The organism is Bradyrhizobium sp. USDA 4541, assembly GCF_024171085.1.
Taxonomy (GTDB): Bacteria; Pseudomonadota; Alphaproteobacteria; order Rhizobiales; family Xanthobacteraceae; genus Bradyrhizobium; species Bradyrhizobium australafricanum.
Genome location: NZ_JALJZF010000001.1, coordinates 7,165,427 through 7,183,566 on the forward strand (window position 1 = coordinate 7,165,427; position 18,140 = coordinate 7,183,566).

Sequence of the window (18,140 nt, forward strand, 5' to 3'; positions counted from 1 at the left end):
CAACCCGACGCAGCCGGCCCAAACGACGATTATCTGCCTTAGGAGCGTACATGATCTCCACCAACCCGGCATCATCGCCCGGCGGCTTCCGCTGGCTGCAACTGGCGATCGGCATCGTCTGCATGGCGATGATCGCCAACCTGCAATATGGCTGGACGCTGTTCGTTGATCCGATCGACGCGAAGTTTCACTGGGGCCGTCCGGCCATCCAGCTCGCCTTCACGATTTTCGTGATGACGGAGACATGGCTTGTGCCGGTGGAGGCCTGGTTCGTGGACAAATACGGCCCCCGCATCGTCATCATGTTCGGCGGGCTGATGATCGGGTTGGCCTGGATCATGAACTCATACGCCTCCTCTCTCGTCACGCTTTATGCGGCAGCTGTCGTCGCGGGCATCGGTGCCGGCGCCGTCTACGGCACTTGCGTCGGCAATGCCCTGAAATGGTTTCCGGACCGGCGCGGCCTGGCCGCAGGAGCAACCGCCGCCGGGTTTGGCGCCGGTGCGGCCCTCACCGTCGTACCGATTGCCAACATGATTGCCGCCAGCGGCTACCAGAGCACCTTCCTGACCTTCGGGATCGGACAAGGCCTCATCGTCATCCTGCTGGCCTGGTTCGTCCGGCCACCGCATGGCGTCGAAGCACCCAGGAAAAAGCGTCTCAATCTGCCGCAGAGTGCGATCGACTACACTCCGCCCCAGGTGTTGCGCACCCCGGTCTTCTGGGTCATGTACGTGGTGTTCGTCATGGTGGCTTCCGGCGGCTTGATGACCGCCGCGCAAATCGGGCCGATCGCCCATGACTTCAAGATCGCGGACACGCCGGTCACCCTGGCGGGCTTCCAGATGGCGGCACTGACGTTTGCCATCTCGCTCGATCGCGTCTTCGACGGTTTCGGCCGTCCGCTCTTTGGCTGGGTCTCCGACAATATCGGGCGCGAGCACACGATGTTCATCGCGTTCGCGACAGCGGCGGTGATGTTGCTGACGCTGTCCACCCACGGTCACATTCCGGTTGTCTTCGTGCTGGCCACGGCGATCTATTTCGGCGTCTTCGGCGAAATCTACAGCCTGTTTCCCGCGACGTCGGGCGACACGTTCGGCGCCAAATATGCAACCACCAACAACGGCATGCTCTACACGGCGAAGGGCACGGCGGCGCTGCTCGTGCCGCTCGCGAGCATCATCTCTTCCCAGCTCGGCTGGCAGGCCGTGTTCATCGTCGCGGTTGCACTCAATGCGACCGCTGCCCTCACCGCGTTGTTCCTGATCAAGCCGATGCGGCGCGCGTTCATTCTCGGCAGTGAAGCGACGGCAAGTGCCGCAATCGCTCGCGCAAAGGTCTTTCCCGGTGAAGGCGGTCGACTTGAGGCACCCATGTCTTACGACCGTCTCGAGAAGGCGCCATAACAAGAGACCTATCGGCCGGAGCGCAAGCGATTGAACGACAGATGGACGGATGTGCGGGCTCGGACCGCCCTGCGGCGAATCTTCGACGCCGCCATCGCGAGCGCCGATCCGAGGATCACGATTGCCGACGCCCTGCCGGCAAAGCCGAGGGGCAGATGCATCGTCGTCGGCGCGGGTAAGGCATCGGCGGCAATGGCTGCGGGCCTCGACGCGGCATGGCCTGACGTCGCGCTTTCCGGCGTCGTCGTCACGCGCCACGGCCATTCGGTTCCAGCCGGCCGTATCGAAGTGCTCGAAGCGTCTCACCCCGTGCCGGATGACACGAGCAGGACCGCGGCCCTTCGCATGCTGCGCGCCGTCGAGGGGCTTTCAGCAGACGATCTCGTCATCGCCCTGATGTCCGGCGGTGGCTCGGCGCTGATGACCCTGCCGGCATCTCCGATGACTCTCGCCGACAAGCAGGCGGTCAACCGGGCACTCCTTGCAAGCGGCGCGACGATTGCCGAGATGAACGTCGTCCGCAAACATCTGTCCGCGATCAAGGGCGGTCGGCTGGCGCTGGCCGCCCGTCCCGCCCGCGTCACGACCCTTGTGATCTCAGACATTCCCGGCGACGATCCCGCGGCGATTGCCTCCGGTCCCTCGCTGCCCGACAGCAGCACGAAAGCCGCTGCGCTGGAGATGGTTGGCCGCTTTGCAATCGACCTGCCGGAAGCGGCGCGGCTTGTGCTCGAACAAGCGGACGAGACACCCAAGCCCGGCGAGATCGATGCTGATGTCCGCATCCTTGCCGCTCCATTCCATGCGCTTGACGCTGCGGCCAGCGCCGCCCGGGACGAAGGCCTGACGCCGATCATCCTTGGAGACGCGATCGAGGGCGAGGCACGGGAACTCGGAACCGTGATGGCCGGCATCGCCCGGTCGGTCGCGAGATATGCGCAGCCGGGCCCTGCCCCCGCGGTGCTGCTGTCCGGAGGCGAGACGACGGTGACGATCGGGCGCGGGCCGGCGGGACACGGCGGCCGCAACACCGAATTCCTGCTGGGGCTTGCCGTCGCCCTGTCCGGCGCATCCGATATCTGGGCCGTTGCGGGCGACAGCGATGGAATTGATGGAACGGAAGATGCGGCTGGCGCTTTGATCGGTCCGGATACGCTGCGGCGCGCCGCCGCGAATCTGCTTGACGCGCGGGCGCACCTGGCTGCCCATGACAGCTACGCGTTCTTCGACCGCCTTGGAGACCTCGTGCGCACCGGGCCAACGCTTACGAACGTCAATGATATCCGTGCCGTGCTGATCGCAGCCGGCCAGCCACCGACGAGGTGATCCATGCGTCGTCATCGACGAGCCAAGATCGTTGCAACCGTTGGTCCAGCAAGCAGTTCCCCCGAGATGCTCGAGGCGCTGCTGCTGGCGGGCGTCGATACGTTCCGCCTGAACTTCAGTCACGGAACGCAGAGCGATCACGCACGCATTCACGCGGCGATCCGAAAGCTGGAACAGGAGGTCGGCCGGCCGATCGGCATCCTGATGGACCTCCAGGGTCCGAAGATCCGCGTCGGCACCTTGCGCGATGGGAAGATCGCCGCAGTGGCCGGAGAGACCATTCGGTTCGTTCTGTCCGGATCGGATGGCGACCGAACCGCAATTCCCCTCCCGCATCGGGAGATCTTTGCCGCCGTTGCGCCTGGCCATGACCTTCTGATCGACGACGGCAGGGTCCGCGTTCGCGTTACCGGGCTCGGTGACGATTTCATCGAAGCCAAGGTGATCGTCGGCGGCACGATCTCGAATCACAAGGGCGTCAATCTGCCGGGTACGGTCCTCGATCTTTCACCGCTGACCGCGAAGGATCGCCTCGATCTGGAGTTCGGCCTGAAACTTGGCGTGGATTGGGTTGCCCTGTCGTTCGTGCAGAAGCCCTCGGATATCATCGAGGCGAGAGGCCTCGTTGGGGACCGCGCCGGTCTGATGGCCAAGATCGAGAAGCCGGCAGCGCTCGAACGGATCGACGATATCATCCAGCTGTGCGACGCCATCATGGTTGCGCGGGGAGATCTCGGCGTCGAAATCCCGCATGAGGACGTGCCGGGGCGCCAGAAGGAGCTGGTGCGGGCCTGCCGTCTCGCGGTGAAGCCCGTGATCGTCGCCACGCAAATGCTGGACTCGATGGTCGCGGCCCCTACGCCGACGCGCGCGGAAGTCTCCGACGTTGCGACCGCCATCTATGATGGCGCAGACGCCGTGATGCTGTCGGCGGAGTCCGCGACAGGCCGATATCCGCGCGAGGCGGTCGAGATGATGGACCGCATCATCCGCAGCACCGAACAACACAAGATGTACCGCTCGATCGTCGAGGCGACCCAGCCCGGCGAAGAGCAGACGCCACCGCATGCCGTGGCCACGGCAGCGGCCGATCTCGCCTCCGTCGTTCACGCCGCGGCCATTGTGGCCTACACCTCGAGCGGCACAACGGCCGCACGCGTCGCGCGCAAGCGGCCGAGCCGCCCGATCCTCGCCATCACCCCAAGCCGCGAAGTGTCCCGCCGCTTGTGCCTGCTTTGGGGCGCTCACAGCGTGCTTTCCGACGACGTTCAGAGCTATGAGGAGATGGTCGAGCGCGCAACTGCATTCGCGCAAGCAGAGCAGTTTGCATCGAGCCGCGATCTGCTGGTCGTGGTCGCCGGCATTCCCTTTGGACAAGCGGGAACGACCAACAATCTACGGGTCGTATCGCTGCCCTGAGAGAACCGTCGGCCCGAGCGATTGCATCATCAGCGCACCGCGCGGCAAGGCGAACGCGACGGTCGCGCGCATCCCGATCGCCTAGGTCAGCATCGAGATGATCGACTGAAGCTGATCGGATGCCGACGTCACGAGCCCGTCGAACGAGGTCTGGCCGTGAGCTGCGGCTCGCAGGATGCATTCCGCAACAGCGGCCTTGAGACCGAACACGGATTGATCCGCCGGTACGCTTGCCATGACCGCATCCAACGCATCGCGCATCGTCTGGATCAGTTCGGCGCTGTGCTTCATGGCTCTCCCTCCGCGGGCTCAAAATAAGCCGGTCGTACAGGGTCGCCACTCACAAGCGCGCGATTCCAAATTGCCTTTTCTTAATGCAGTGACAGATACGTGAACCGGCGAACGCTAGAGCTCTCTCTCGGCAAGCTTGCGAAACGCGTCGGGCACCGAATGAACCGCCTCCAGCGCCGCTGAACCATATCCGATCGCCTCCCAGCCAAAGCGATCGCGGATCCTGTCGATCGCACGGTCCGCCGCCCATCGGGCCATCCCTGTCGGACTTCCGGGCCGAAGCGCTTCATCCTTCAGCCCGAGCGGAAGCTCCAGCGCAAGATCCCAATGCTCCTCGAGATGCGACACCGAGATCGCCAGCAGCGAGATGATCTTCTCGCCGGGATGGTCGGCAAGAGCAGCGCGCACGAGATTCTCGGCGAGCCGGGCCAGGACGATGGTCGTGCACACCGGCGCATCGATCGTCATCGAGCGCGTCACCGACTTCAGGTCGGCGAAACGGACGCGCACCGTCACGGTTCGTCCAGGCCGTGATTTCGCCCGAAGCCGCGTGGCGACGCGGTCGGCGAGATGAAGCAGCGTGGGCCGGATGACTTGCTCGATCGCAGGCTTTCGGCCAAGCGCCGATTGTGCCCCCGCCGATCGCGCGCGCCGGTGTGGCTTGAGCTGTCGCGGATCGCGATTCCAGGCCAGCGCGGCGAGTTTCTCGCCCGCTGCCGGACCGAGCAAGTGCGTCAGCGACCGTTCCGACAATTTGGCGAGCTGACCGATCGTCGCGACGCCGATCGCATCCAACCGCATCCTGGTGACTGGCCCTACTCCCCACATCAACTCAACCGGCAATTCGTGAAGGAAGCTCAGCTCGGCGTCGGGATCAACGACGACAAGTCCGTCGGGCTTTGCGACCTGCGAGGCGATCTTCGCCAGATGCTTGGTGCGGGCGACGCCGACCGAGATCGGAAGGCCGAGCTCGCTGCGTACGCGCAACCGGATCGACGCGGCTATTTCGGCAGGCGTTCCGAACAGGTGAGTGCAGCCGGCAACGTCCGCAAACGCCTCGTCGATCGAAATTCGCTCGACCAGCGGCGTGAAGTCGCCGATCACCTTGATGGCCGCGTCACCCAGCCGCTGGTAATCGCTGAAATGGCCGCCGACGAAAACCAGTTGCGGGCACAGTTGGCGCGCTTCCCGCCCCGACATGCCGCCATGCACTCCGAAGGCCTTGGCCTCATAGGACGCCGCCAGCACAACCCCGCCCCCGACGGCGATCGGCTTGCCGCGCAGCGACGGCTCGAGCAGCTGCTCGACCGATGCGTAAAATGCATCCAGGTCCGCATGAAGGATGGTGGCTGCGGCTGCCATCTCGACCCGTTCATCCCTGACCTGACCGAAGCCACCCGTCTCCGGACGTGGAAATTGACAATAGAACAAAATAGGAACATTTTGGAATCGAGTCAATCCAGCACGCGTCGTCACGGCCGCTGGCGCAGCGAACGAGCCAGGTTCGTCAACGCGCGCTGCCACTGCGCGCGCCGCGCGAGGGAGTCTGCCGGCGCTCCCTTCAGCCGGCTTCGCCCGATCGCCCCCGATCTCGGTCCGCGGGAGATCGAAGCGGGAGTTGCTGCGAGGCATCGACGCGAGGCACATCGGCGGATCGTTCGAGATGCATGACGGCGGCTTCTGCGATGCACGACCGCAGCTTGCGCGTATTGCCGCACCAGCTCACTCATCAGCCGGCTGACTTTGCCGCGCAGGGCTTTTTCGGGTAGATATTTTGCAATGACCGACCAATCCCATCAGGTGGACTTCCAAGCTGCGGCCCACCTTTACAAATGGCCTTCTCTCAACAACTCGAGGCGAGAGGATCGCGCGCCCTATATGGTCGTCAATGGAACGCTCGACCAATGCATTCGGGATTTCATGGGCAAGCCCGAGAAGACGCGACATCTTTACGAGATCCGGACCAAGTCGCAGCCTCCCCTCGTTCCCGACGTGCTGTCACCCGAGCATGTGATCGAGCTTTCCAGGCTTCGCGAGTTTCTCTGAGACGCGCAACGAAGGCGATCCCGACGCGTGTCTTTTGCGGGCCGACTTATCCCTCTGTCGTAGGTCTGGTGCCGGATTGTTTGCCCCTTGGCGAGCCGGTACACTTGCTTGACTCCCTGACCGACCGACGTCCGCGCCGACATGATTGATCCGCTTCGACCCCGCTGAGGCTCGCACGTCACCTGCACGGGAGCGGAGCGGCCGCACGGCCGGTTGATCGGGCATCGCGAGGCGCCGCATGAGGTTCAATCTGGCGATCTTGAGTGTGCTGGCCGCAAGGCCCGGGCAGCGGATCGCGATCGACGAGGTCAGCCGCGAGGTCAAGCGCATGATCGCGGCCGGCGATGAAGCCACGCAGTCGAAGCGGCCGTCCGAGCTTGGCGACGCCGACGTCTTCCAATCGGGATGGGCATCGATCAACGACGCGGGCCTGCAGATCACCGATTCGGGGCTCTCGCTGTGGCGCTCGCTTGAAACCGCCCGAATCGAACAAGGACCCGATCGACAGGAAGCGGAGCGATTGGACGCCGCTACGGCCGACACGCGCCATTACGTTGCAGATACTGCGATCGACCGCCCCGACGACGTTGATCTCGAGCTCCCCGGTATGACGCGCGAGGACCACGACGACCGCCAGCCATCCGGCGCGGGCCGTTCGGCTACCGCTCCCGGCATCCCCTCGGCGCACTCTCCGGTCGTCCCTGCGCCTGCACTCGGCGCCTTTCAAGAGGCGAACCGGGTGGTGGCTGCGCGGCTGTCCGGTCTGGTCAGCTTCCTCGGCACGATCAAGCCGAAATTCGCCGCCGCGCGGCGACGGCGACCCGCGGAGGATGTCCGGGATCGTCGAGGCGGATTGACGGGCCTGGCGGTGGCGTGCCTCAGCCTGATCTCGGTCGTCGCTTGCGTTGCCGCCGCGATTGCACTTGGTCAGCTCTCTTCGCTGAAGTCGGACATTACCGCGTTGCGACGCGAGATCGCGCCGCTGAGGGAACGCCTCGCCAGACTCGAACAGGTCGAAGTCGCAAGACGCGATGCCGCCCAGCAGCAAGATGCGCAAGACAGGGCCGAGGCGGAAAAGAAGCTGGCTGACGGCGCAGGCGAACAGGCCGCGCTCAGCCTCTCGCGTGAAGAGATTCAGTTGATCAGGGAGTACATCAAGGCAGCGCCTTCGGCCGGCGCAGCCGTCGCGCCGATCAACGTCGGCGACCCCGTCACCGGCGGAATGATTCCGCTGCCGTCGTCGTTGACGGAAAAAGTGCCGCGGCTTCTCGGTGCGAGATTCGCCACCCGCAACGGCGCCATCGTCATCAGCACACGAAACAGCCGCCGCGTCGATGCCGTGCTGATGCCGAATTAGCTCCTTACGGGAATTAACAGGGCTAATACGAAGAATATGGCCCATTCACCCCAATCTCTTGCGCCAAGCCGCTGGGAGATCAGGATTTTTTCGGGCAATTCCCGACAAACGCGTCGCGGGAAAATTGGCGTTCGCGGTACGGGAAATTTCGCTGCGGGCGCGGCAAACCTCCTGCCCCAAGGTGCCTGCCGCAGGGCGCCGCCGCCTTGCATATTAACCTCATCGCCAAATATGTTTGACGATCAAAAATCCGGGCCTATATCTAATTTTGAGCCGCCCGGCCGATCCTAACCGGTAGCCCCCCAGAAACCAAATCGATGATGATCACAACTGAACGCGGTTAACCGCGCTTCGGCGTGCGTTGGCTCTTGGGCTGTGCCCCAAGGTGTCGCTCGCGTCCGCGGTGCGAAAGATGGAGCGGCGCAATGAACAAAAACGGCGATGAGGCGCCCGGCGGCGAGGACGAGCCGCGCAACGAGACCTACGAGGTCGGTTACGGCAAACCGCCCAAGGCGACCCGTTTTGGGGTACGGGCGCAGCCTTTACGGACCAGCCGGCGCCGAGACAAACAGCACGCCCCTGATATTGCCGCGCTGCTGGAGCGGCCGATCGAAGCCCGCATCGGCGGCAAACTTACCAAACTGCATCCGCATGAGGCGATGCTGCACGGGCTGTTCAAACGTGTGGTCGGGGGCGAAATCCGCGCGATCAAGCGGTTTCTGGAAGAATGCAAGCGCGCCAAATTGCTCGATCCGCCGCCGCAAATTGTAAATCGCTCCGTCGTCGTGGTACCCGATGGCACCCCGATGTCGCTCGCTGCACGGCTTTTCAACTGCGTCGGTCCGCCGCCTTGGGATCCCGATCTCTGCGAGCAATTCAGGTGCGAATATGAGCGCGATCTCGCAAATATCGAACAACTAAAGGAACAGGCTGAGACGACCTATCAGAGCGTAATGGATCGAGGAGGTGTGCGTGATGGCCAAGACGCCTTCGCGGCTGGTCGATCCTGCGCGACCAAGATTGGTGGTCCGGACCGCCGCATGAGCGGGCTGCAAAAATCGTCATCAGAAAGTGGCGCCTCCCCATCAGTTGGCGGTCGTTTCTCAATCGGATCTCTTCAGACAAATAGACCGCGCATTATCCTGAATGATGCCGCCATCCTGAATCTGTAGGTCTCTCCTGCGAACCACAACGGGAGACCACCATGTTAGATAATCCACGCTGGACCAGAAAACTCGACCTGACCTACCAAAGCACCTGCGATCTTAACCCGCGCGCCAATAACCCCCGCACCCATTCCAAGCAGCAGATCGCCCAAATCGCCAAGGCGATCCAACGGTTCGGATTCACCAACCCGGTCCTGGTCGATGACAACAATGGCGTCATCGCAGGGCACGGCCGCCTCGAGGCCGCAAAGACCGTCGGCCTTGCCGAGGTGCCGACCGTCCGCCTCTCGCAAATGAGCGAGGCCGAGATCCGCGCCTATGTCATTGCCGACAACAAGCTTGCCGAGAATGCCGGCTGGGATCGGAAATTGCTCGGCCTTGAGCTGCAATACCTCTCGGATCTCGAGATCGATCTGGACGTTACAATCACCGGCTTTGAGTTACCCGAAATTGACATCTTGATCGGCGAGGCGACCAACGCCCAGCAGGATGCCGCGGACCTGCCGATCCCGCCGCCCGAGGGCCCGGCGATCAGCCAAACCGGCGATATCTGGTGCATCGGGCCGCACCGGCTGATCGTAAGCGCGATTTTCCGCGCACGTTGTCGGCCGCGATTTGACGGATGGCCTTCGTATCGGGGCGATGCTGAGCCGTTCAGGCAGTGGCCGCTTTGGGGAAGTTGAAGGGCAACAGGTCAGCGATATCGGCGTTGTCCACGCGCTGAGGCAACTCGGTGAGCACATGGCGCAGCCATGTTAACGGCTCGACACGTGAGGCGCGGCAGGTCAGCATTAGGCTGTAGACGACGGCGCTGGCCCTGGCTCCGTCGACGGTGTCGCTGAACAGCCAGCTTTTTCGGCCGGTGGCAAAAACCCTGATGTCGCGCTCCAGAAGATTGTTGTCGATCGGCATCCTGCCATCTTCGGTGTAACGCGTCAGATAGTCCCATTGGTTCCGGGTGTAAGATACGGCGTCGCCAAGCTTGCTGTCCGGCAGGACCTTCGGGGCGATTTGATCGAGCCATTCCTTGAGGGCGTTCAGGACAGGAATGCTGTGTTGCTGGCGGAAGCGACGGATGCATTGATCCGGCGTTTCGTCTCTGTCCGGTTTCTCGTCCCGCGCCTGCCTTTCAACCCGGTAGAGCTGCTCGAAGAACCGCAGCGCCTGCTCGGGCGGCCCGCCGCCCTTCTTTCTCGCTTTGAGGGCGTCGACAAAACGCCGCCGGGAGTGGGCCATGCATCCAATGTGGGTGGCCCCTTCCAGCGTGCGCCATGCGCTATAGCCGTCACTCATCACGATGCCACGGTAATCGCCGAGGAAGACCTGCGGGTGGATTTGGCCGCGGCCCGGCTGATAATCCAGAAGAACGATCGGCTCGTGACTATCCTTGCCGCTGCGATACGCCCACATGTACGATGTGCTGGTGGCCGCTTTGTCCTTCTCCTTGAGGACCTGAACCGTCGTCTCGTCGCCATGGATGAGAGGCTGCGATCTGAGCCGCAGCTTCAGGGCGTCATAAATGCGATGCAGATGCTTCTCGCTCGAGCCGATCACCCAGTGGCCCAAAGCGCCGCGGCTGACAGGAACGCCTGCGCGTTCGAAGGCCTGCGCCAAGCGGTAGAGCGGCGTGCCGTCGACATATTTGTGAACCAGCGCGAACGCCAGCGTCGAGGCCGTGGCAACGCTGCCCGGCAACGGCTGCGTCGGCATCGGCGCGGTCACGACAGGGGCGTTGATCCCGGTGCGATCGCAATGGCGGCAGGCATATTTGAAGCGCACATTCTGTAAAACCTTCGCCTTCACCTCGATATGAAGTTGCTCGGTGACAGCCTCGCCCATGCGATGCATCTGGCCACGGCAGCAAGGACACGCCTTCTGATCGTCGGGCAGGGTCATACTCGACGCGCTCGCGCGGCAGGTTTGCCGGCAGCGGCCTGCGGCCGCGCTTCTTTCCCGTCGTGCTTTCGACCGATGGCAGACCCGTGTCCGGAAGTTCGGCGGTATCGTTCGTTTGGCTGCCGGCGTCATCCTCATCGGCGGCCTGCTCGGCTTCATTGAAGAGACGGTCGACGTGCTTTTCGCTGCGCGGCGCAAAACGATGCAGGCGTGCCAGCGCCAGTTCTTCCTCCAGCTTGACGACGCGCTCCGTGAGCTGACGATTCTCCGCCTCCAGCGCGGCAATGCGCGCCAACAGCACCTCGACACTCGGATTGCCGGTTCGATTCATCGGATTCTTGAATCTGAACCGTACCGACGCGTCAACCGCTCAACTCAAGGGCTCAGCCGGCAACCTGATATTGCCGCACCGGATGACGGACCATCGCATCGATATCGATGCCGTCGAGGATCCAGTGCAACTGCTCGGTCGTAAGCCGGACGACCGCCTCCTGGCGGCGCGGCCATCGGAACTTGTCCTCGGTCAGCCGCTTCAGGACCAGCACAAAGCCGGACCGGTCGAAGAACAGCAACTTCATCCGGTCGCAACGGCGATTGCAGAACGCAAAAACCGCCGGCACAAACGGATCGAGCGCCATCGTCTCCTGAACCAGAACCGCAAGGCTGTTGATGCCAGCTCGGAAGTCGATCGGCTCACGGTGCAGATAGACCTGCAGGTCACCGCCCAGTCTGAACATGGCCCAGGGCTCCAATGATCGCCGTCAATGCATCCACATCCCCGCATTCCAGCGCGAGCTTCACGCCATTCGGCAGCGACGCGCTCACTTTGGCCGGAGAACAAAAAGCTGGAGACCCCTTGGATTCCGACCCACCCACTTCATCGCAGGTCGCCGGCAAATCCACCGCCTCCACACTGCCTTGCCGCGACAAACCCCGCTCGGCGGCCCCCTCAAGGTGAACCGGGATGAACGCCGAGGGTGACGACGACGGCGCCGACCTGGCCGCGGCGTCCTTCTTGATCCACTTCCGAAGCAGGTTCGCGTTGACCCCATGTTCGAGTGCAAGTCTCGAGACCGAAACGCCAGGCTCAAGGCAGGCCGCCACAAGACGCTCCTTCGATGTCGTCTCAAAGCGCCGGCGACCGTTCCGACCAACAAGCCTGACACGCAGTTTCTGACCATCGTCGCTCATCATGAGGTGTCCACCTATTTAAGTGGACACCTCATGCATCAGAGCACTCAAAACCAAAAGGTGCGGGGAAATTCGCGCTTACGGCTGATCTGCGGCGATGCCACAAAGCGCGAGACCTACCTGGCCCTGCTCGGCGATGCGCATGCCCAAATGGTGTTCTCTGATCCACCCTACAATGTCCCGATCGCAGGCCATGTCGGGGGGCTTGGCCAGATTCAACATCGCGAATTTGCCATGGCCTCGGGCGAGATGTCGGACGGCGAATTCACAAACTTTCTGTCCGAGGTCTTCGCCCACCTCGTCGCCTACTCCGATGATGGCGCCATCCATTTTCAATGCATCGATTGGCGCCATATCGTGCATATGATGAGCGCCGGCCAGGCGGCTTATACCGAGCTCAAAAATATCTGCGTCTGGGTCAAGAGCAACGCCGGTATGGGCTCGCTCTACCGCTCACAGCATGAGCTCGTTTTGGTCTTCAAGGCAGGAACGGCGCCGCACCTCAACAACATCGGGCTTGGCAAGTATGGCCGCAACCGCAGCAATGTCTGGACCTACGCCGGCGCAAGCGGCTTCGGCGATGGCCGCGAGGACCTTGTGCTGCATCCAACCGTCAAGCCCGTTGCCTTAGTCGCCGACGCGATCCGTGATTGCTCCCATCGCAACGGCATCATCCTCGATCCCTTTGTCGGTTCAGGAACCACCCTGATCGCAGCCGAGCGAACCGGACGGGTCGGCTATGGCATCGAGCTTGACCCGCAATATTGCGACATCGCCGTGCGGCGCATGCAAACCGCCTGCGGCCTCGACGCCGTCCTTAAGGCAACGGGCGAGCCGTTCCAAGCACGCACCGTCGCTGTTGAAAACGAGCGCGATTGATGAATGGTTCTCTCAAAAGCAAAGTGCAATGGCCGGGACATCGCGTCCATGAACTCGATATTTTGTTTTAAGTTACGCCGGAGCCGTCGGGCCGCGCTTTTGCGCGGACCCGGTGGGCTAACCCCACCATAGGGGCCATCATGATCCTCAGATCGTTCGCAGCTTTGATGACTTCGCGGTCTTCGCCCGTTTCACCGCGGCGTGATTATCGTGCGCCGCGCGGCGCTTCTTCGCGCCCAGCGCCACGTGGCGCGTTTTGACGCCGCCGCGGTGGGCAGCATATTCTCGGCCATCGATCGGCGCCAGATGGGCCGGATCAAAATCGAGATAGGGGCGCGCGACGCCAAACTCCCTGCCGTGCGCGTCGACCCATTTCCAGAGCTTTTCCGATGATCTAAAGCGGTCGTCGCGTGTCGCGCCGTCGATGCTGACGATGTCGGCCGCGAGCCCATGGCCGTAGCCGCCACGAAGGCTGCCGCCGTGATACGACCTGTTGCTGGCGGCCTTCAGCCCGCTTGCAATCGACTGGCGGTAGTCATCGCGGAAAGCGCTGGTGATGCCGGGCGACAGGCCGGCCTGCTCCGCCGCGAGAAGCGCATGAAAGAGCTTCAGCTTGAAGCTCCGATCGACGCCCCCCATGACGTAGTCCATCATGGGCATGCCGGCTCTTTCGGCCGCCTTGGTGTCCTTCCAGGCGAAATCCTCATCGACGAGCCTAGTGAAGGTTCTGGTAACCGTCACCATCTTCTTCTTTCTCTTGACCCTCACCTGCCTCTGCTCCGGCACCTTGATGGTGTCTTCCTTGGGTGTCCTTTGATAGAGCGCCCACAGATAGCGGTCGATGCAGGCGTTGACGTCCCAGCACTCGTCGAGGATTTCGACGGAGTCCACCACCGCTTTGACCAACCGAGGTTCCGGATTCGGCGTATTCGCTGCCGGCGCCTGCACCGGTTGTGTGTCCGGCGGCAGCGCCGGATCGGTCAACGCGGCCGCGACGACAGGTTCCGTCTCGTGCACGGTCGGCGCAGCATTGGTGGTCGCCGCCGCTTCCTGTTCGCTCATGGTCGCGGCATTGGGATCATCGACGGCAGCGTTCGACGCGGCAGATGTCGCGGATACGGCATCGGCGACAACAGCAGGTGCGTAGGAATCATCAACTGACGCGCCGATCCTTTCGATGCCAGCCGAACCGAACGCCGCACACCACGAGACAATACAGCCCGACAGAACGACCGTCCCGCCCAACGCCGCCGCCCGCACCTGCCGCGAGTCCATCATCCCAGCCTCCACGGGCTCCTCGTGAGCCAGATTGCAGCATGTGACGAGGCGGATTGTCGGCACAGCGCGCGGTCGCGCAATGGCCAAAGAAGGTTAACGACGCTCCTTTCCGAACGATGTTGCTAGAATACAACTCGTTGCCCCGATGGCACTTTTTCGACACCGTTAAAATTGGTACGGCGCGAAAGGTTACTTCTGCCGGCGAGAGAGGATTAGACGCCAAGAGTTGACCACGTTACGTCGAGCGTTCGGACAGCCAGCGCACCAGACCGGCGTCGATCGCCGCGCTCGCTATTTGGTCGGCCGACCAAAGACGGACCCTCATGTGGGCAGGCCCATCAATCGGGCGAGGCGCGCTGTGATAGATAAAGAAGAAGAAATCGCAGTTCGCCTCGCGTTCGAACCGGCCAAGGTAATCCTCGAATTCAGCCTGCGAGGTTCGTGATTTGATCTGCACCCAGGCGGTCTCGCCGATGAGCGGCGGCCTTAAGATCAAATCGACGTCGGCCTGGTTGCCACCGAGCGGGCTTGTTCGTTGCCAACCGCCGCGGGAGAAGATCAAATCGATCAGCGTCTCGAAATCCCGCCAGTCAAGGCGGCGCACCATGGCGGCGACCGTTGTGGTCATTTCCGCTAGCAGGACATCAGCCTTGGCGCGTAGCGGTTCGCGTTCGCCGCGAATCCGTCGCAGCAAATAATCCGCGTGCCGGACCGCGCAGATCGTCATCTGGTAGTTCGCGGTGCTGGTCAACGCTGAGCTTAAGCTACGCGAGGTCAGTGGCTCCCCGCTCAGGCTGGTACACCGCCAGCCGCCGCGCGTGCGACGAAACCGAGCCGGCGCCGCAGCATCATCGTCATTGGCCGCAACCACGGCCGCGTCCGCGAACGTCCACCAAAGATGTCCGTCCGCGATGGTCACCCATAGGGTATCTTCACCCAACGAATAAAACGCCTGAAGCTCGCGCAGGCCCTGTCCTACTCCGGCTTTCGTTCGGCCCATCGCAGCGAGCTCCTGGCGCACCCTGTCCCAATCGCCCTGCACGCATGTCGAATGTGTTACGGCGCGATATCCAAACGGCAGAATGCCTTCCCTTATCGCCTCGCTGGCCCATTTGCCGCGCTCACCCAGCTTAATGTAGCGCACCTCGCCAACATTGAACGGGAACGGTTTATCCGCGCTGCTCTCGCATCGGCGCGCGCTCGGTATGGCCAAGGAGCGACTCCCGTTCTGTTCCTCGATAGGCCTTCCTACGCTGCTGCTCTGTATCGCCATCTCCGCCAATCCCAACAGCATCATCGCGGACCGATCAGTTCGCTCGTTCCGGTCCTAAAGTCGAGCGAATGTCCCGAACCCTAAGGAGTTACGGTTAATAATATCCGATTTTGGGATAATCCGAATCTGGGATCAGATTGTCTGTCGCCCGAATCCTCACTGCCGGCGGCGATGCAAAAATCCCTCCAGTCTGCCGAATATCAACGCCTTATCGCGCTCCTCGTCGCGGAACGACAGAAGGCCGGCATTCGCCAGCACGCGCTGGCCAAGAAACTTGGTAAGCCGCAATCTTTTGTTGCCAAATACGAGGGCGCCGAACGGCGGCTCGATGTCATCGAGTTCATCGCAATCGCCGAAGCCCTTGGTGCCAATCCCGGAAAGCTGTTCAGGCAATTTCTGCGTGGCAAGGGCCGCTAGGCACACGGCAAGCCCGCCGCCTACCTCGCGCAATCGGCGTCGGACCGGCGTATCGCCAACCCACCGCAAGCCACCGCGTGCTCGGCGCCATTTACCGCCGCGCTGGCTAAGCTCTCCCGGGCCAAACCGGCGACCTGCCAGGCACTGGCACGATCATCCGATATCGGCGAAAAATGATCAGTGCAGGCTAATATCCGAGGGCCGGCATTGATGTTCGTCGGCCGTTTTGTGGCGCCATTGGTTTTTCGCCATGGCCTCAGCATTTTCGAGGATTCTAAATCGGGCGGCACGGTCGCGGATCGAGCGAAAGGCCCGCAGCAACCTGAATGCCTGCGCTGCATCGACAGCTTCGCTTTGCCTCAAGATCACCCCCCGATCTCTGATCGCGTTGCGGGCCGGGACAAACCTTCTCCAGCGGGTGTAGTTGAATTGGCCTTCCCATGAATGGACGGGCGCGTTGCACTCTGCGCAATTGAAGCTGCGCGGCGATGCCGGGGCACGCCTTTGCTCTTGCACTGCAAAATAAAGCGCACCGCAATCGGTGCAGGTGAAAACAACTTGGGTCATCAAAATCGGTCTCGTGCTGCAAAAGTTGGTCTCGTACTCCAATCAACCATGAACTCACCGATCGGAGCGGGTCATGGTTAAGGCACCACGATCCAATGTCGCGTTGCGGCAAACGTTGTCTCTATCCCGACCGTTGCCAATGCAGACATCCAACGGCCGGGCGAAATGCGAAGATGTCGCTGTCCTCGAGGTTGCGTGCGACCTGAAGACTACCCCAGAGAGTTCGGCTGGCGCGCATAGCCAACGCGCCGAATGGCGTCATGGAGCGCATTTTTTTTGACTGGATTGCCTGTGACCCAAATGGGCCAAGACGCGTCGGCATGGAGGCCCTACGATGCATCTCCTCGCCGTCTACGATTCTATTAAAAGTGCTTTCCGTGGTGTGGGTGGATTGCAGCCAATCCGCATTGCGCTGATCGCAATTGTCGTCTCATTGGGTTTTGGGGTCTTATTGCATTTTCTTACTCACCTCGTGATCGATTGCGAATTCAATTTGGGTTTGACTTGGCCGTGCCCTTCAACCAGCGCCATCGGCAGTTTCTAGAGTATCTTCGGAACGGGGCATGGATGCGCTCGTCCGACTTACCCGATCAGCCAAAACTGAAACTGACCTTGCTTCACAATCAATAGGTCGAGGTTCAAGAGATCGGCGGCGAAGTCCGTTACCGGATTACGCCAAGCGGGCTGAGATGAGCAAACCTAGAAGGCTTCGCTAACGGGTAAACAAAAAGGATGCTGCTCCCATTCGCGTTCGAGCCGACCAGAAAAGACTTCGAATTCGGCCTGCGAGGTCAGGTCGTCTCAGGTTCGCAGCAATGTCCGCAACAAAGACGCCGCGTCCTGGAGCCGCCCGGCGTCATAGATTAATTGCTCGATGTCCATGGAGACGCGCACGCCCTCGCTGGCGCTGCCCGTCTCGGCGCAGGCGGCTGCGGCTCTGGCAATCTGCTCGGCCTCCTTGAGCTTGGCGTGAACTTTCTTAAGGCAGGCCGTAATGGCCGGCTCGATCCATGGGTCGTCCATCGCACGCGCTCCTCCCCGCTCTTCGCACTGCAGGAACGCTCCGTTTGCGCCGCAGGTCCAGTCTATTCTGCAGTGATGCTTATCGCCCGTTGAGCAGGATTACGCGAGAGGCTCGCGATCCTTGGGGCACGGCACCGCACGCGGCGGCGCCAGCAAGATACGCCTTCGGTAGGATTGCCGGCGGGCGGCATTCCGATTGGCTTTGTTTTGTTCGATGCCAAATCGGGGGCGCTAGCCGCTGCGCCGCATCGCCCGCGTCTGTCGTGCAAAGGCCGCGCGCTCATAGCGCTCCAGCCCCCGCAGCCGTTTTCGCAATTTTGCGTCAGGAGTCTTTAGGAAGGCAGCCAGTAATTCGTGACGGATTGCGCGCAAGCGAGCAAGCTCGAACTTAGTGCGTACGACGTCGGTTGGTTCAATGGAGGGCGCCTCTCGCGCCATCCAACCGAGAAGACCCCGTGTCAGCGCCTCGCATCCCATATCGTCATGCGGAGCTGGCCGCGATAGACCGTGGCGGAGCGCATTCCGGCTTGATCGAAGCTTCCCCTGGCCTGTCTTCGGGCCCGTGCTGCGCTGGGCATTTCTCCGATTGGCTTCGATTTGTC

Annotated in this window: 18 protein-coding genes and 1 pseudogene; 10 read left to right on the plus strand and 9 right to left on the minus strand. The window is 62.2% G+C overall.

All coding sequences use genetic code 11. From position 1 onward, the window contains the following. The first annotated feature begins 50 nt into the window (after positions 1 to 50). Genes oxlT through pyk form a run of 3 tightly spaced genes read left to right on the plus strand, consistent with a single transcriptional unit; the run spans position 51 to position 4,154 of the window. Positions 51 to 1,409, plus strand: coding sequence for an oxalate/formate MFS antiporter (oxlT, locus tag J2R80_RS34760; protein ID WP_253640159.1), 1,359 nt, complete (start codon positions 51 to 53; stop codon positions 1,407 to 1,409). A gap of 30 nt (positions 1,410 to 1,439) precedes the next feature. After that, positions 1,440 to 2,735: a glycerate kinase gene (locus J2R80_RS34765; protein ID WP_253640160.1), complete on the plus strand. Its 1,296-nt coding sequence runs from the start codon at positions 1,440 to 1,442 to the stop codon at positions 2,733 to 2,735. Between the two features lie 3 nt (positions 2,736 to 2,738). Beyond that, complete coding sequence (gene pyk / locus J2R80_RS34770; RefSeq protein WP_253640161.1) at positions 2,739 to 4,154, plus strand: pyruvate kinase; 1,416 nt, start codon at positions 2,739 to 2,741, stop codon at positions 4,152 to 4,154. A gap of 81 nt (positions 4,155 to 4,235) precedes the next feature. Here pyk and J2R80_RS34775 read toward each other — a convergent pair whose 3' ends face one another. Further along, on the minus strand, positions 4,236 to 4,445 hold the full coding sequence (locus J2R80_RS34775) for a hypothetical protein (RefSeq protein WP_092084574.1): 210 nt from the start codon (positions 4,443 to 4,445) through the stop codon (positions 4,236 to 4,238). Between the two features lie 114 nt (positions 4,446 to 4,559). After that, positions 4,560 to 5,807 (minus strand): DNA polymerase IV, encoded by a 1,248-nt coding sequence (gene dinB, locus J2R80_RS34780; protein WP_253640162.1) that lies wholly within the window; start codon positions 5,805 to 5,807, stop codon positions 4,560 to 4,562. 417 nt (positions 5,808 to 6,224) lie between these two features. Here dinB and J2R80_RS34785 point away from each other — a divergent pair, with 417 nt between their 5' ends. From J2R80_RS34785 to J2R80_RS34800, 4 genes are all read left to right on the plus strand, one after another. Further along, positions 6,225 to 6,491 carry a hypothetical protein gene (locus J2R80_RS34785; protein WP_016846025.1) on the plus strand — a complete coding sequence of 89 codons (267 nt, stop codon included), beginning with the start codon at positions 6,225 to 6,227 and terminating at the stop codon, positions 6,489 to 6,491. A gap of 238 nt (positions 6,492 to 6,729) precedes the next feature. Next, complete coding sequence (locus J2R80_RS34790; protein ID WP_253640163.1) at positions 6,730 to 7,848, plus strand: hypothetical protein; 1,119 nt, start codon at positions 6,730 to 6,732, stop codon at positions 7,846 to 7,848. Between the two features lie 425 nt (positions 7,849 to 8,273). Further along, the gene (locus J2R80_RS34795; RefSeq protein ID WP_253640164.1) at positions 8,274 to 9,020 is read left to right on the plus strand and encodes a hypothetical protein; all 747 of its coding nucleotides are present in this window, start codon (positions 8,274 to 8,276) and stop codon (positions 9,018 to 9,020) included. A 32-nt stretch (positions 9,021 to 9,052) separates the two neighbouring features. Next, complete coding sequence (locus J2R80_RS34800) at positions 9,053 to 9,697, plus strand: ParB/Srx family N-terminal domain-containing protein (protein ID WP_253640165.1); 645 nt, start codon at positions 9,053 to 9,055, stop codon at positions 9,695 to 9,697. On the opposite strand, the pseudogene J2R80_RS34805 reads toward J2R80_RS34800, so the two are convergent. The 3 genes and pseudogenes from J2R80_RS34805 to J2R80_RS34815 all read right to left on the minus strand — a co-directional run bounded on the left by J2R80_RS34805 (position 9,669) and on the right by J2R80_RS34815 (position 12,101). Beyond that, positions 9,669 to 11,241: pseudogene (locus J2R80_RS34805) on the minus strand (IS66 family transposase). The gene J2R80_RS34800 and the pseudogene J2R80_RS34805 overlap by 29 nt on opposite strands. 52 nt (positions 11,242 to 11,293) lie before the next feature. Beyond that, on the minus strand, positions 11,294 to 11,647 hold the full coding sequence (tnpB, locus tag J2R80_RS34810) for an IS66 family insertion sequence element accessory protein TnpB (protein WP_076834308.1): 354 nt from the start codon (positions 11,645 to 11,647) through the stop codon (positions 11,294 to 11,296). Next, positions 11,628 to 12,101, minus strand: coding sequence for a transposase (locus J2R80_RS34815; RefSeq protein ID WP_253610664.1), 474 nt, complete (start codon positions 12,099 to 12,101; stop codon positions 11,628 to 11,630). The genes tnpB and J2R80_RS34815 overlap by 20 nt, the downstream gene beginning before the upstream one ends. A 33-nt stretch (positions 12,102 to 12,134) precedes the next feature. On the opposite strand from J2R80_RS34815, the gene J2R80_RS34820 reads away from it, so the two are divergent. Further along, positions 12,135 to 12,980, plus strand: coding sequence for a site-specific DNA-methyltransferase (locus J2R80_RS34820; protein ID WP_253640166.1), 846 nt, complete (start codon positions 12,135 to 12,137; stop codon positions 12,978 to 12,980). Between the two features lie 147 nt (positions 12,981 to 13,127). On the opposite strand, the gene J2R80_RS34825 is transcribed toward J2R80_RS34820, so the two are convergent. Continuing rightward, positions 13,128 to 14,258, minus strand: coding sequence for a hypothetical protein (locus tag J2R80_RS34825; RefSeq protein WP_375162620.1), 1,131 nt, complete (start codon positions 14,256 to 14,258; stop codon positions 13,128 to 13,130). 235 nt (positions 14,259 to 14,493) lie between these two features. After that, positions 14,494 to 15,471: a restriction endonuclease gene (locus tag J2R80_RS34830; RefSeq protein WP_253640167.1), complete on the minus strand. Its 978-nt coding sequence runs from the start codon at positions 15,469 to 15,471 to the stop codon at positions 14,494 to 14,496. Positions 15,472 to 15,702: 231 nt separating this feature from the next. On the opposite strand from J2R80_RS34830, the gene J2R80_RS34835 reads away from it, so the two are divergent. Continuing rightward, positions 15,703 to 15,948, plus strand: a complete 246-nt coding sequence (locus tag J2R80_RS34835) for a helix-turn-helix domain-containing protein (protein ID WP_253640168.1) — start codon at positions 15,703 to 15,705, stop codon at positions 15,946 to 15,948. A 177-nt stretch (positions 15,949 to 16,125) separates the two neighbouring features. Here J2R80_RS34835 and J2R80_RS34840 read toward each other — a convergent pair whose 3' ends face one another. Then, on the minus strand, positions 16,126 to 16,515 hold the full coding sequence (locus J2R80_RS34840; protein ID WP_253640169.1) for a hypothetical protein: 390 nt from the start codon (positions 16,513 to 16,515) through the stop codon (positions 16,126 to 16,128). A gap of 334 nt (positions 16,516 to 16,849) precedes the next feature. Between J2R80_RS34840 and J2R80_RS34845 the strand changes: the two genes are divergently transcribed. Then, positions 16,850 to 17,059, plus strand: a complete 210-nt coding sequence (locus J2R80_RS34845; protein WP_253640170.1) for a hypothetical protein — start codon at positions 16,850 to 16,852, stop codon at positions 17,057 to 17,059. Between the two features lie 257 nt (positions 17,060 to 17,316). Here J2R80_RS34845 and J2R80_RS34850 read toward each other — a convergent pair whose 3' ends face one another. Continuing rightward, the gene (locus tag J2R80_RS34850; protein WP_253640171.1) at positions 17,317 to 17,538 is read right to left on the minus strand and encodes a hypothetical protein; all 222 of its coding nucleotides are present in this window, start codon (positions 17,536 to 17,538) and stop codon (positions 17,317 to 17,319) included. Between the last annotated feature and the right edge of the window lie 602 nt (positions 17,539 to 18,140).

What these genes read in the sequence shown, in the direction of transcription:
- J2R80_RS34795 (WP_253640164.1), top strand. Translation starts at nt 8,274, where the DNA reads ATGAACAAAAACGGCGATGAGGCGCCCGGCGGCGAGGACGAGCCGCGC.
- pyk (WP_253640161.1), top strand. Translation starts at nt 2,739, where the DNA reads ATGCGTCGTCATCGACGAGCCAAGATCGTTGCAACCGTTGGTCCAGCA.
- dinB (WP_253640162.1), bottom strand. Translation starts at nt 5,807, where the DNA reads ATGGCAGCCGCAGCCACCATCCTTCATGCGGACCTGGATGCATTTTAC.
- oxlT (WP_253640159.1), top strand. Translation starts at nt 51, where the DNA reads ATGATCTCCACCAACCCGGCATCATCGCCCGGCGGCTTCCGCTGGCTG.
- J2R80_RS34785 (WP_016846025.1), top strand. Translation starts at nt 6,225, where the DNA reads ATGACCGACCAATCCCATCAGGTGGACTTCCAAGCTGCGGCCCACCTT.
- J2R80_RS34820 (WP_253640166.1), top strand. Translation starts at nt 12,135, where the DNA reads ATGCATCAGAGCACTCAAAACCAAAAGGTGCGGGGAAATTCGCGCTTA.
- J2R80_RS34825 (WP_375162620.1), bottom strand. Translation starts at nt 14,258, where the DNA reads ATGATGGACTCGCGGCAGGTGCGGGCGGCGGCGTTGGGCGGGACGGTC.
- J2R80_RS34800 (WP_253640165.1), top strand. Translation starts at nt 9,053, where the DNA reads ATGTTAGATAATCCACGCTGGACCAGAAAACTCGACCTGACCTACCAA.
- J2R80_RS34790 (WP_253640163.1), top strand. Translation starts at nt 6,730, where the DNA reads ATGAGGTTCAATCTGGCGATCTTGAGTGTGCTGGCCGCAAGGCCCGGG.
- tnpB (WP_076834308.1), bottom strand. Translation starts at nt 11,647, where the DNA reads ATGTTCAGACTGGGCGGTGACCTGCAGGTCTATCTGCACCGTGAGCCG.
- J2R80_RS34775 (WP_092084574.1), bottom strand. Translation starts at nt 4,445, where the DNA reads ATGAAGCACAGCGCCGAACTGATCCAGACGATGCGCGATGCGTTGGAT.
- J2R80_RS34815 (WP_253610664.1), bottom strand. Translation starts at nt 12,101, where the DNA reads ATGAGCGACGATGGTCAGAAACTGCGTGTCAGGCTTGTTGGTCGGAAC.
- J2R80_RS34835 (WP_253640168.1), top strand. Translation starts at nt 15,703, where the DNA reads ATGCAAAAATCCCTCCAGTCTGCCGAATATCAACGCCTTATCGCGCTC.
- J2R80_RS34850 (WP_253640171.1), bottom strand. Translation starts at nt 17,538, where the DNA reads ATGGACGACCCATGGATCGAGCCGGCCATTACGGCCTGCCTTAAGAAA.
- J2R80_RS34845 (WP_253640170.1), top strand. Translation starts at nt 16,850, where the DNA reads ATGCATCTCCTCGCCGTCTACGATTCTATTAAAAGTGCTTTCCGTGGT.
- J2R80_RS34840 (WP_253640169.1), bottom strand. Translation starts at nt 16,515, where the DNA reads ATGACCCAAGTTGTTTTCACCTGCACCGATTGCGGTGCGCTTTATTTT.